Origin of the sequence: Nonomuraea indica, assembly GCF_002850745.1 — a bacterium.
GTDB classification, from domain to species: Bacteria; Actinomycetota; Actinomycetes; order Streptosporangiales; family Streptosporangiaceae; genus Nonomuraea; species Nonomuraea indica.
In genome coordinates, this window is sequence record NZ_PJOK01000064.1 from 50,707 (window position 1) to 62,969 (window position 12,263).

A 12,263-nucleotide genomic window follows, 5' to 3' on the forward strand; every position below is an offset into this window, starting at 1 on the left:
TTTCAGCGACCACTTATATAAGTCAAGGCTAATGGGTAGGGCGGCGTCCCCGGAGCCCGGCCAGCCGCCGGACCGCGCAGGCGGCGCCGGCCGCGGCCACGACCCCGGTCGCCAGGGCCGGCACCCAGTCGCCGAGCCGGACGTACGGCGTGGCCTCCCGCGACAGCGGCACCCCGACCACGAACACGCCACGGTGGTCGGGCGGCACCCAGGCCAGCCGCCTGCCACGCGCGTCGAAGGCCGCCGACGTCCCGTCGAGCTCGACGAGCACGGCCGGGCGGCCCGACTCGATGGCCCGCAGCGCCTCGAAGCTCGCCTGCTGGGCGTGCGCCCAGCTGCCGTGGAAGGTGGTCAGCGAGCCCTGCGCGATCGTGACGTCCACGTCCAGCCGGGCGAGCTCGCGCCGCAGGTCGGGGAAGGTCGACTCGTAGGAGATGAGCGGGCCGATCCGGCGGCCGGCCACCTCGAACACCGCCGGCCCGGCGCCGGTGACCCGGTCGCGCTCCGCCGCCTCGGTTGCGCCGGCGACCCAGCCGAGCAGCGGCCGCAGCGGGATGTACTCGCCGAACGGGGCCAGGCGCCGCTTGACGTAGGTGCCGGCCACGCCCGCCGGGGTGTAGTGGGTGGCCGTCTTCGCGATCCGGCCGGTCGGGCCGGTGGCGTCGACGTTGACCAGCAGGTCGCTGCCCGCCTCGGCGCTCGCGGCGCGCAGCCGACGGTCCACGTCCGGCCGCCGGGCCGGGTCGAGCCCGACGCTGCTCTGGCCCCAGACGACGACGTCGTGGTCGCGCCCGGCCAGTTCGCGGGTCAGCCGCAGGTGTTCGGCGACGCGCCGTTCGGGGCCGGGAACGATGCCCGGCTGCACGCCGGCCACCCGCATGGCGCCCGTCACGGCAGGTTCGGGCCGCAGCAGCCCGTACCCGGCCGCGAGGGCCGTCAGGGCGAGCGCCGCTCCCCCGCCGGCCAGCCGGGTACGCCGCCCGGCTCCGGGCAGGACGGCGGCGGCGATCCCGGTGTTGACGGCGACCAGCACGAAACTCAGCAGCCACACCCCGCCGAGCGCGGCCAGCTGCGCCACGGCGGGCGCCCGCCATTGCGCCGCGCCGAGCAGCCCCCACGCCCCGCCCAGGTGCTTCCAGGAGCGCAGCGCCTCGGTCACCACCCACACCGACGGGAGCACCAGCAACGCCATCAGCACGCGGGCGGGTGTGGCACGCCGCAGCAGCCCGTGGGCGGCCAGCCCGAACGGCACCCACACCCAGCCGATCACCACGATCGCCAGCGGCGCGAAGATCCCCAGGAACGGCAGCACCCAGTGGTGCAGCGTCGTGAAGAACGCGGCGCAGGCACACCAGCTCAGCCACGCCGCCTGCCGGTAGGAGCCCGCCCGCGCCAGCAGCACCAGGAGCGGGGCCAGGCCCGCCCACGCCCACCACCAGGCGCCGGCGACCGGGAAGGCCGGCGCCAGGCCGGCCCCGATCGCCGCGGCGAGCAGACGCGAGCGCCACACCAGGCCCCGCTACCCTCCCGGGAGGCACCCAAGCCGGGGGCGAAGGAGCGCAGCTCAGCCCCCCAGGAAGGGAACGCCGCTCGGCCGAACCGGGGCGAGAGGGCGCCGCTCAGGCGAGCCGGTGCCGCAGGCCGTCGAGGAGGCGCTGCAGCCCGTAGTCGAAGTCCTCGTCGCGGCGCCGGGCCAGATCCGACTGCGCCTCCTGCCTCGGGACGGCGGCGTAGAAGGCCCGCAGGTGGGGGTGGTCCCGCACGGCCTGTTCGGCCGCCGGCATCAGGGCCCGCAGTAGCTCGCCCTCGTCCTGGCCGCTCTGGGCGAGCACGTTGAGCCAGGCGGCCTCGCTCGTCGCCATCCCCAGGACGTACGCGACGAGCGCCTTCATGGCCCGGTCGGCCTCGGTGACGTCGAACCCCGCGGCGCCCAGGATGCCCAGCACCCGGTCGGACATCCGCATCATGTTGGGCCCGAGGAAGGCGAGCCCGACCTGGCCCACCACGGAGGCGAACCATGGGTGGCGCAGCACCATGGCGCGCAGGCTGCCGGCCGTCGCGGCCAGGGCCGCCCGCCAGTCGTCGGGGCCGGCCTCCGCGGGCACCTCCAGCTCGCCGAACACCTCGTCCACGGCCAGCTCGATCAGCTCGTCCTTGCTGGCCACGTGCCGGTAGAGGGAGGTGGCGCCGGCGCCGAGGCGGGTGCCGAGGCTGCGCATGCTGAGGGCGTCGATGCCGTCGGCGTCGAGCAGGCGGACGGCCTCGGTGACGATGCGTCCGCGGCTCAGGGCGGGCTGTTCGCGTTCCTTGCGCGGGCGCGTCCAGACGGACGGGACGGCGGGCTGCTTGGGCGGCATGACGTCTCCTTGGGGTCGAATGTCCCTCTCACTCTAGCGAACACTGTACGCACTGAGCGAACGCGATGTCAGCCATGGCAGGTGCGGCCCTATATGGCTTTGCAGGCTTGCAGCTGCCAGGTAGGGTGGGGTTCCGTGACCATGTTCCGCATCAGCGAGGCCGCCGCGCTGCTCGGCGTCAGCGCCGACACCGTGCGCCGCTGGATCGACACGGGCAGGCTGCCGGCCGAGCGCGACGAGCACGGCCACCGGCAGGTCGAGGGCGCCCACCTGGCGGCCTTCGCCCGCGCGCAGGTCGCGGCCGACGGCGGGAGCGGCCGCTCCTCGGCCCGCAACCGCTTCCGCGGCATCGTCACCGAGGTGATCAGGGACGCGGTCATGGCCCAGGTCGAGATCGCCGCCGGCCCGTTCAGGGTGGTGTCGCTGATGAGCCGTCAGGCCGCCGACGAGCTGGGTCTGGAGCCCGGCGTGGTGGCGGTCGCCGTGGTCAAGTCCACCAACGTCGTCGTCGAGACCGCCGGCCACGGGCGCGTCGCCGGCGACCAGTAGGAGGCCCGCATGCCCAAGTCGTCCCGGTGGGCGCTCGCGATCCCCCTCGCCCTCGTCCTGGCGGCTCTCCCCGCCTGCGGCGCCGGGCAGGCGGGCGGCACCCCGGCTGCGGAAGGCGGCCGGACCCTGACGGTGTTCGCCGCCGCGTCGCTCACCGGCTCCTTCACCGAGATCGGCCGGGCCTTCGAGGCCGCCCACCCGGGCACGGCCGTGCGGTTCAACTTCGGCTCCAGCGCCACGCTGGCCCAGCAGATCGTCCAGGGCGCCCCCGCCGACGTGTTCGCCGCCGCCAGCCCCGCCACCATGAAGCCCGTCACCGACGCCTCGCTCACCGCGGGCGCGCCGGTGACGTTCGCGCGCAACAAGCTGCGCATCGCCGTCCCCGCCGGCAACCCGGCCAAGGTGGACGCGCTGGAGGACCTCGCCGACGCCAGGGTGAAAGTGGCGCTCTGCGCCCGGCAGGTGCCGTGCGGGGCGGCGGCGGTCAAGGCGCTCGACGCGGCCGGACTCAAGGTCACCCCGGTCACCCTGGAGCAGGACGTCAAGGCGACGCTGACCAAGGTGGAGCTGGGCGAGGTCGACGCCGCGCTGGTCTACCAGACCGATGTGATCGCCGCGGCCGGCAAGGTGAAGGGCATCGCCTTCCCCGAGGCCGACCAGGCGGTCAACGACTACCCCGTGGCCGCCCTGGCCAAGGCGCCCGCCGGTGACCTGGCCCGCCGGTTCGTGGACCTGGTGCTGTCGCGGCAGGGCAGGCAGACGCTCGCCGCGGCGGGCTTCGAGGTGGTGCCCGCCCCATGACGACCTCGCCCGCCACCGAGCGGGGTGGCGTCACCGGCCGGGCGCCGTGGCCGCTGGTCGTGCCCGCCCTGCTCGGCCTGGCCTTCCTCGTGCTGCCCCTGGCGGGCCTCCTCGTCCGGGCGCCCTGGTCGACGCTGCCGCGGCGGCTCGCCGAGCCGCAGGTGCTGGAGGCGCTGCGGCTGTCGCTGGTGACCGCCAGCCTGGCCACGGCCGTGTGCCTGCTGCTGGGGGTGCCGCTGGCCTGGCTGCTGGCCCGCGCCTCCTTCCCCGGGCGGCGGCTGGTGCGCGCCCTGGTCACCGTGCCGCTGGTGCTGCCACCGGTCGTCGGCGGCGTCGCCCTGCTGCTGGTGCTCGGCCGGCGGGGCCTGCTCGGGCAGTGGCTGGAGAGCACGTTCGGCATCACGCTGCCGTTCACCACCGCCGGGGTGGTCGTCGCCGAGGCGTTCGTGGCGATGCCGTTCCTGGTGATCAGCGTCGAAGGGGCGCTGCGCGCGGCCGACCCCCGCTACGAGGAGGCCGCCGCGACCCTGGGCGCCTCGCGCTGGACCGCCTTCCGCCGGGTCACGCTGCCGCTCGTCATGCCCGGCGTGATCGCCGGGGCGGTGCTGTGCTGGGCGAGGGCGCTGGGCGAGTTCGGCGCCACCATCACCTTCGCCGGCAACTTCCCCGGCACCACCCAGACCATGCCGCTGGCCGTCTACCTCGCCCTGGAGACCGAGCCCGAGGCCGCCATCGTGCTCAGCCTCGTCCTGCTCGCCGTGTCCGTGGTCATCCTGGCCAGCCTGCGCGACCGCTGGACGAGCAGCCCGTGACCGGCCCCTCGACCGGCCCCTCGACCGGCCCCTCGACCGGCCGCGGCGCCGGGCTGCGGGCCCGGCTGGTCGTCACGCGGCCGTCGTTCGCCCTCGACATCACGCTGGAGGTCGCCGCCGGCGAGGTGGTGGCACTGCTCGGGCCCAACGGAGCCGGCAAGACCACCGCCCTGCGCGCCCTGGCCGGGCTCACCCCGCTGTCGGCCGGCGGCACCATCACCCTCGACGAGCTGCCGCTGCACCCGTTGCCCGCCGAACGACGCCCGATCGGCATGGTCTTCCAGAACTACCTGCTCTTCCCGCACCTGTCCGCCCTCGACAACGTCGCCTTCGGGCCGCGCTGCCAGGGCGCGTCCAAGGCCGAGGCGCGGCGCACCGCCGCTGACCTGCTCCGGCGCGTCGGGCTGGCCGAGCAGGCCTCCGCCAGGCCGGGGCGGCTGTCCGGCGGCCAGGCCCAGCGGGTCGCGCTCGCGCGGGCGCTGGCCGTACGACCGCGCCTGCTGCTGCTCGACGAGCCGCTCGCCGCGCTCGACGCCCACACCCGCCTGGAGATCCGCTCGCACCTGCGCCGCCACCTGGCCGGCTTCGACGGCGCGACCGTCCTGGTGACGCACGACCCGCTCGACGCCATGGTGCTGGCCGACCGGCTGGTGGTCGTCGAGCACGGGTCCGTCGTCCAGCAGGGCGGCCCCGCCGAGGTGGCGCGCCGCCCGCGCACCGACTACGTGGCCCGCCTGGTCGGCCTCAACCTCTTCCGCGGCGTCGCCGACGGACACCGGGTCGAGGTGGGCGAGCTGACGTTCAGCACCTCGGAGCGGCCGGCCGGAGCGGTCTTCGTCGCCTTCTCCCCCGCCGCGGTGGCCCTCTACCGCTCGCGGCCCGACGGCAGCCCGCGCAACCTGTGGCGGGCCCGCATCGACGGCATCGAACGGCACGGCGACAACGTGCGCGTCCACCTCGCCGGCCCGATCGCCGCCTTCGCCGACATCACCCCCGCCGCGCTGGCCGACCTCGACCTGGCGCCCGGCCAGGAGATCTGGGCCTCGGTCAAGGCCACCGAGACCCACGCCTACCCCGCCTGACGCGCTCCCCGGCCGGACGCCACCCGGACCTCGCCCCCTCGCGCCCGGCGCTCCCCGGAGCGAGGGAGGCGCATCCCCCGCACAGGGGAAGTCCGCCGGTCCGTGGCCCGGAAAGGATGGCCGACCATGAGCACCGCACCCGTAGCTTCCGCACCCGTATCGACGGCGCGCCCGAGCCGGCTCACGATCTGGGCCGGCTGGACCATGATCCTGATCGCCGTCGCGCACACCGCCGTCTTCGCTCGCCTCGCCCCCTGGGCGAGCTGGTTCGCCGGGGACCTCCGCGACCGCACCGCCGACAGCGACTCGGTGGCGACGTTCTGGGCGCTGCCCGGCGGGTTCGTCGTGGTGCTGGTGCTGCTCGGGCTCCTCGTGGCGCGGGCCGGCCGGCAGGGGCAGCATGTCCCCGCGTACGTCGGCTGGGGGCTCCTGGCCTGGGGAGCGGCGGGCGTGAGCCTGATCGGACCGAGCGGGTTCCTCAGCGCGGCCATCCCCTCCGCGCTGCTCATCGCGGCGCACATCACCGCCCGACGGCGCTCCACCCGCCGGCACTGACCGGCGACCGCCTCCGGGAATCGGGTCCCCGGAGGCGGCGACTTCGCGTCCGGTCTGTGGGATGCTCCCGTCGAACGCCCCGGCGAGCGATGAGTTCGTTCGCCGAGACCTGTCCGTGGAGGCGGGACCCGCTTCGAAGGAGACGGCGATGAGCAACGACCCGGCACTGCAGGCCCTGACCAGACTCGTCGGCACCTGGAAGATCACCGGCGGGCACGAGGGCACCGTGACCTACCGCTGGCTGAACGACTTCTTCCTCCAGCAGGACGTTCACCTCGGCGGTGCGCACGGCATCGAGATCATCGGCCGAGAGCGGAAGCTGATGGCCGAGCCCAGCGCCGACATCAAGTCCCGCTACTACGGCGACGACGGCAGCACCCTCGACTACACCTACGAACTCGAGGGCGACACCCTCACCATCTGGGCCGGTGAGAGGGATTCCCCCGCCTACTACCGGGGCACCTTCAGCGCCGACGGCCGCGCCCTCACCGGAGCCTGGGTCTACCCGGACGGGGGCGGCTACGAGTCCAACGCCGAACGCGTCGAATAGCGTCCGGGCGAACGCGCGCCAGTCGCGGCCCCGGGGCGGACGGTGTTCCGTGCCCCGATCAGGCGGCGCCGCGGCCCGCCTTGAGCGCGGCCGCGGCACCGACGACGCGGCGGGCCTGGTGACGGGCCGCCTGCAGGGCCACCTCGCCGGGCGGGCCGTCGCCGGCCACGTGGGAGGTGCCGTAGGGGTTGCCCGACTGGAACTGGACGGGGTCGGTGTAGCCGGGGGGCACGATGATGCCGCCCCAGTGGTAGAAGGTGTTCCCCAGCGCCAGGATGGTGGACTCCTGTCCGCCATGGGCGGTGTTGGAGGCGGTGAAGGCCGAGTACACCTTGTCCGCGAGCTTGCCCTGGAACCACAGGGGACCGGTGGTCTCGATGAACGCCCTGAGCGGGCTGGCCGGATTGCCGAAACGGGTGGGCGTGCCGAAGAGCACCGCGTCCGCCCACTCCAGGTCGTCGTGGCAGGCCTCGGCGATGCCGGCGGTGTCCCGCAGGTGCTGGGCCCACTCCGGCCTGGCGCTGATCGCCTCCGGCGGGGCCGTCTCGGCGACCTTGCGCAGCCGGACGTCGGCACCGGCCTGCTCGCCGCCCTCGGCGGCGGCCTCGGCCAGGGCGTGCACGGTCCCGGTGGCGCTGTAGTAGACGATGGCGAGGTTCACGGGTGGCATGATCGGATTCCTTCGTTCGCGGTCGGTCCATCGGGTACGACGACACGACCCCGCGGGATGTGAGGCGGGGCGCCGGCGTCACATTCCGGGACGCTGTGTCGTCGTTCCGGTGAGGACAGATGCGACAGAGGGAGTCGGCGAAACCATGACCATCCCATCCGGGCCAGGAGACGGCCGACTGGACCCGGGCCTGAGCGCCCTCATGAGCGAGCGGCGTCAGCTGTTCAACCTCGCCTACCGGCTGCTGGGCTCCCTGGCCGACGCCGAGGACGTCGTCCAGGAGACCTACGCCCGCTGGTACGCCCTGTCACGGCAGCAGCAGGAGGCCATCGAGTCCCCCGGCGCCTGGCTGACGAGGGTCGCCGGCCGCATCTGCCTCGACCTGCTCGGCTCGGCACGGGCCCGGCGGGAGCACTACGTGGGCGCGTGGATCCCGGAGCCGCTCCCCGACCGCACGGAGTGGAGCACGGGGCGGCCGGGCGGCACCCCGGTCGACCCGGCCGACCGCGTCACTCTCGACGAGTCGGTCAACATGGCCTTCCTCGTCGTGCTCGAATCGATGACCCCGGCCCAGCGCGTCGCGTTCATCCTGCACGACGTCTTCCGCTACTCCTTCACCGAGATCGCCGAGATCGTCGGCCGTACCCCGGCGGCCTGCCGCCAGCTGGCCTCCGCGGCCCGCCGTCGCGTCCACGCCGCACAGGCGCCCGCGGCCCCGGCAGCCCGGCGCGTCGACATCGTCAGGGAGTTCAAACAGGCCTGGGAAGCCCAGGACATCGACGCGCTCGTCGGCCTCCTCGACCCCGACGCCACGGCCACGGGCGACGGCGGCGGCCTGGTCAGAGCCGAGATCCACCCGATCCACGGCGCCGAGAACGTCGCCCGCTTCTTCGCCGATCGGCCCGGCGCGACGCTCCTGGAGCGGACGGTCAACGGCCAGCCGGGCCTGGTGGTCCAGCTGGACGGCGTCACCGTGTCGGTGCTGGCGTTCGACGTGACAGGCGACCGGATCAGGCACATCTGGGCCGTGCTCAACCCCGAGAAGCTCCGGCCCTGGACAGCGGGCTGACCGTCCGGACACCGCCGGCCGCCGGCCGGACCAGCTGCCATGGGTACCGGTAGGACACGGGCTTCAGGCGAACCGGGACGAAGGCATGGTCCGCTCCTGGGATGGGGCGGTCAGGGGACGAGGACGACGCGGTCGTCGGTCGCGGCGGTCCACGCCTGCGTGACCTGGGCCAGGGGTACGGCGCGGGCCCGTACGTCGATCGCGCCCGCGGTCACCGCTGAGGCCAGTTCCGGCAGCTCGGCGAGGATGTCGCGGGCGGGGACCGAGCCGATGCCGCTGCCGACGATCTGCAGGCGGGGGGGGGGCCGGAGCCGATGCCGCTGCCGACGATCTGCAGGCGGGCGGAGCGCAGGGCGGCGGAGGGGATCGGCGCGGTCTGGCCGGCGATGGATCCGATCTGGATCCACGTCAGCGGGGCGGTGCGGTCGGCGCGGGCGGCGAGCAGAGGGATCATGGCGTCGGCGGCGCATTCGCCCCAGACGTAGTCGATGACCACGTCCACGTCGGCGGCGTGGCCGATCCGGTCGAAGGTGATCGTCTCGTCGGCGCCCAGCGCGGTCAGCGCACCGAGGCGGGTGGCGTCGCGGCCGGCGGCGATGACCTGGGCGGCGCCGAACAGCTTGGCGATCTGGACCGCCATCCGTCCGGCGTTGCCGGTGGCGCCGAGGACGAGGACACGCTGACCGGCGTGGAAGTCGACGCGTCGGCGCAGCGCGACCCAGGACGACATGGCCGGGTTCATCGCGGCGGCGATCCGCACGGGGTCGGTGTCGCCGGGCAGGATCACGCTGCGGCGAGGGTCGATGAGGGTGCGGTCGGCGAACGTCCCCAGAGCCGTGTCGTCCAGGACCACGTAGCGGACGTTGCCCTCCTCGTCGCGTACGACGCCGTCGACGCCGGGGACGAGCGGGTACACGCCGTTGCCGGAGTAGTGGGAGCCGTTCGCCTTGGCCCTGGTCAGATGGTGCAGGCCGGCCGCGAGGACCTCGACGGCCAGCTCGCCGCCGTGGCGTGGCGCGGGGTCGGGGTGGTCGCGATAGACCGGCGGGGCATCGGACGCCTGGATGACGGCAGCGTGCATGGGAGCCTCCAGAAGATGGTTTGTATTACCAACCATCTCCATAATGGTTGGTAATACAAACCATGTCAACCGGCCGGTGCCGGCCCTCGCCGCTCCGCGCCTGGCTGGCAACGCCCGCCGGGCGCGCACTAGCATGACGACATGACCGCCACCGACGACGTCGTGGACGCCCTCGTCCGGACCACGTTCGAGGTGGCGGGGGTGCTGACCCGCATCGGCGGCGAGCACGACCTGTCGCTCACCCAGCTACGGGTGCTCGGCATCCTCCGTGACCGCCGCGCCCGCGTCACCGACCTGGCCGCCTACCTCGGCCTGGACAAGTCCACGATGTCCGGCCTCATCGACCGCGCCCAGCGCCGAGGGCTGCTGACCCGTGGCAGGAACCCCGAAGACGGCCGGGTCGTCGAGGTGTACATGACCCCCGCCGGGCTCGAACTCGCCGAACGCGTCGAGGACGACATCCGGCGTGCCCTGGCACCCGTGACCGGCCGCCTCGACCCCGAACAACTCGACCGGCTCGTCACCCTGCTCGACGTCGTCTCGGCCCGCTCGCCGCGGGCGGACGCCGTGCCAGGACCGACGGCCGCCCCCTGACGGTCGGAGTCCTGACGTCCGCGGCGTCCGCTCCCTCGGGGCCGGCGGGCGGTGTCCCTCAGCTCACCAGGCCCCTGCGGTAGGCGTAGACCACCGCCTGTACGCGGTCACGCAGGTCGAGCTTGGTGAGGATGCGCGACACGTACGTCTTGACGGTCTCCGGGCTGATCACCAGGGTGGCGGCGATCTCGCTGTTGGACCGGCCGTCGGCGATGAGGCGCAGCACCTCCAGCTCGCGGGGGGTCAGCGCGGTCTCGCCGGGTGTGGCCTGGGCGGGGCGGATCCGGGAGGCGTACCTGCCGACGAGCTGCCGCGTCACCTCGGGCGCGAGCAGCGCGGCGCCCGCCGCGACGGTCCGAATGCCGTGCAGCAGCTGGGCCGGAGGGGCGTCCTTCAGCAGGAACCCGCTCGCGCCGGCCCGCAGCGCCTCGTAGACGTACTCGTCCAGGTTGAACGTCGTCACCACGAGCACCTTGACCGGATGCTCCACCCCGGCGCCGGCCAGCAGACGGGTCGCCTCGATGCCGTCGAGCACCGGCATCCGTACGTCCATCACCACGATGTCGGGACTCAGCCGGCGGGCGAGATCCACCCCGGCGCGCCCGTCGCCGCACTCGCCCACCACCTCCAGGTCGGGCTGGGCGTCGATGATCGTCGCGAACCCGGTACGGATCAGCGCCTGGTCGTCACAGACCAGGACCCGGACCGGCGCCGTCACGACGGGCTCCCCGCCGGGATGCGGGCCCGTACGACGAAGCCGCCACCCGCCTGCCGGCCGGCGCTGAACTCGCCGCCCACGGCGTCCACCCGCTCGCGGAGCCCGGCGAGGCCTCGCCCGCTCCCGCCGGGAGAGACGGCCCGGAAACCGGAGCCGTCGGTGCTGACCTCCACGATGATCTCCTTCTCGCCGTAGCGCACCCGGACCCCGGTGCGGCTGCCGTGGGCGTGTTTGAGAGCGTTCGTCAGGGCCTCCTGGACGACCCTGTAGGTGACGAACTCGGCGCTGCCCGCCGATTCCGCCGGAGTGCCCTCCTCGGCGAACTCCACCGGCTGCCCGGCCTGGCGGGTCTGCTCCACGAGCGTTCGCAGCTCGCCGGCGGAAGGCAGGCTGACATCGGTGTCGTGATCGGCCTTGAGCAGGTCGAGCATGTGCCGCAGATCGGTGATGGCCCGCCGGCCGGTGTCGGTGACGGCGCTCAGCGTCGCGTCGAGGCGGTCGGGGGCGGCGGTCAGGTAGCGTGCGGCCTCGGCCTGCACGACCATCGCCGTCACGTGGTGCGTCACGACGTCGTGCAGTTCGCGGGCGATCCGGGTGCGTTCGGCGGCGCGGGTGGCCTCGGCGACATGGCGGCGGCGTTCCGCCTCGGCGGCGCGGGTGGAGCGCAGCCGGGCCCCGATGCCCCAGGCGAGGGCCAGGGCCAGGTAGAACACCACGTACCCTTCCACCCGCTCGGTCGCGCCGAGCCGGTGGAGCGCGACCGCCAGCGGCACGTACGCCATGGAGAGCAGGAGCACGGTGACGCGCCGGTGACGCTCCAGGTGGGCTCCGGCGCTGATGAGCGCGATGGGCATCGCGTTGCTCGCGAACACGTGGTAGCCACGAAGCTGGTCGAGGACGAAGCCGAGCGACACGAGAGCCAGGCACACGCCCGGCCATCGCCGGCGCACGGCCAGCGGAAGGCACTCCAGGGCGATCACCACGAGCGCCAGGTCGTCGAAGGGGCGCGCCGGCAGGTCGCCGACCTGCGTCCCCTTGCCATGGAGGCCCGGCAGCAGCGAGGTGACGGCCATCGCCAGCCCGAACGGCAGATCCCGGACCACGACGTCGCACCGCTGCCACAGGTCCGTGACCCGCCGAAGATCGATCACTGGGCGAGCGTAGCGGTATGCGGTGGTCCGGGATCGTCCCCGCACGGGGGACAGTCTCGGGTAGCTCGCACGGGGGACAAGCCCCTCGTACGCCGCCGCGGGCCGCGTACGTCTTCGGCGGCGTGCGGCACGACACGGCACGGCGATCGGATCTCTCCCCGGCACCCCGCGCCTGTCCCCCGCACGAGCTACCGGTGAATGTCCACCGTGCGGGGACGATCCCGGTCCGCCGGATCCGTAGCGTTACGACGCGGCCACGGCGCTCCGTCGCCTT

The 12,263-nt window shown here is 74.1% G+C and carries 14 protein-coding genes; 8 read left to right on the plus strand and 6 right to left on the minus strand.

Annotated elements, in window-relative coordinates:
- Positions 1-28: 28 nt before the first annotated feature.
- Positions 29-1,510, minus strand: a complete 1,482-nt coding sequence (gene lnt, locus CXR44_RS36595; RefSeq protein ID WP_219602227.1) for an apolipoprotein N-acyltransferase — start codon at positions 1,508-1,510, stop codon at positions 29-31.
- Between the two features lie 109 nt (positions 1,511-1,619).
- A complete protein-coding gene (locus tag CXR44_RS36600) occupies positions 1,620-2,357 on the minus strand; it encodes a TetR/AcrR family transcriptional regulator (RefSeq protein ID WP_101790741.1) in 738 nt (245 codons plus the stop codon).
- Positions 2,358-2,492: 135 nt separating this feature from the next.
- On the opposite strand from CXR44_RS36600, the gene CXR44_RS36605 reads away from it, so the two are divergent.
- The 6 genes from CXR44_RS36605 (at position 2,493) to CXR44_RS36635 (ending at position 6,706) form a co-directional block, all read left to right on the plus strand.
- A complete protein-coding gene (locus tag CXR44_RS36605; protein ID WP_101790742.1) occupies positions 2,493-2,906 on the plus strand; it encodes a TOBE domain-containing protein in 414 nt (137 codons plus the stop codon).
- Positions 2,907-2,915: 9 nt separating this feature from the next.
- Complete coding sequence (gene modA, locus CXR44_RS36610) at positions 2,916-3,707, plus strand: molybdate ABC transporter substrate-binding protein (RefSeq protein ID WP_101790743.1); 792 nt, start codon at positions 2,916-2,918, stop codon at positions 3,705-3,707.
- Positions 3,704-4,519 carry a molybdate ABC transporter permease subunit gene (gene modB / locus CXR44_RS36615; protein WP_101790744.1) on the plus strand — a complete coding sequence of 272 codons (816 nt, stop codon included), beginning with the start codon at positions 3,704-3,706 and terminating at the stop codon, positions 4,517-4,519. Before modA ends, modB begins: the two co-directional genes overlap by 4 nt.
- On the plus strand, positions 4,516-5,601 hold the full coding sequence (locus CXR44_RS36620) for an ABC transporter ATP-binding protein (RefSeq protein ID WP_101790745.1): 1,086 nt from the start codon (positions 4,516-4,518) through the stop codon (positions 5,599-5,601). The genes modB and CXR44_RS36620 overlap by 4 nt, the downstream gene beginning before the upstream one ends.
- Before the next feature lie 126 nt (positions 5,602-5,727).
- Positions 5,728-6,156, plus strand: coding sequence for a DUF6463 family protein (locus CXR44_RS36630; RefSeq protein WP_219602228.1), 429 nt, complete (start codon positions 5,728-5,730; stop codon positions 6,154-6,156).
- Positions 6,157-6,304: 148 nt separating this feature from the next.
- Positions 6,305-6,706, plus strand: coding sequence for a hypothetical protein (locus tag CXR44_RS36635; protein WP_101790748.1), 402 nt, complete (start codon positions 6,305-6,307; stop codon positions 6,704-6,706).
- Positions 6,707-6,764: 58 nt separating this feature from the next.
- On the opposite strand, the gene wrbA is transcribed toward CXR44_RS36635, so the two are convergent.
- On the minus strand, positions 6,765-7,376 hold the full coding sequence (gene wrbA, locus CXR44_RS36640; protein ID WP_101790749.1) for an NAD(P)H:quinone oxidoreductase: 612 nt from the start codon (positions 7,374-7,376) through the stop codon (positions 6,765-6,767).
- Between the two features lie 145 nt (positions 7,377-7,521).
- Between wrbA and sigJ the strand changes: the two genes are divergently transcribed.
- Positions 7,522-8,445: an RNA polymerase sigma factor SigJ gene (gene sigJ / locus CXR44_RS36645; RefSeq protein ID WP_101790750.1), complete on the plus strand. Its 924-nt coding sequence runs from the start codon at positions 7,522-7,524 to the stop codon at positions 8,443-8,445.
- 211 nt (positions 8,446-8,656) lie between these two features.
- Here sigJ and CXR44_RS36650 read toward each other — a convergent pair whose 3' ends face one another.
- Complete coding sequence (locus tag CXR44_RS36650; protein WP_219602229.1) at positions 8,657-9,526, minus strand: quinone oxidoreductase family protein; 870 nt, start codon at positions 9,524-9,526, stop codon at positions 8,657-8,659.
- A 141-nt stretch (positions 9,527-9,667) separates the two neighbouring features.
- Between CXR44_RS36650 and CXR44_RS36655 the strand changes: the two genes are divergently transcribed.
- Positions 9,668-10,120 carry a MarR family winged helix-turn-helix transcriptional regulator gene (locus CXR44_RS36655; protein ID WP_101790751.1) on the plus strand — a complete coding sequence of 151 codons (453 nt, stop codon included), beginning with the start codon at positions 9,668-9,670 and terminating at the stop codon, positions 10,118-10,120.
- Positions 10,121-10,178: 58 nt separating this feature from the next.
- On the opposite strand, the gene CXR44_RS36660 is transcribed toward CXR44_RS36655, so the two are convergent.
- Together CXR44_RS36660 and CXR44_RS36665 are read right to left on the minus strand one after the other, a co-directional pair.
- Entirely contained in the window at positions 10,179-10,838 is a 660-nt protein-coding gene (locus tag CXR44_RS36660; RefSeq protein ID WP_101790752.1) for a response regulator, read from the minus strand.
- A complete protein-coding gene (locus CXR44_RS36665) occupies positions 10,835-11,989 on the minus strand; it encodes a sensor histidine kinase (RefSeq protein ID WP_101790753.1) in 1,155 nt (384 codons plus the stop codon). The genes CXR44_RS36660 and CXR44_RS36665 overlap by 4 nt, the downstream gene beginning before the upstream one ends.
- Positions 11,990-12,263 lie beyond the last annotated feature (274 nt).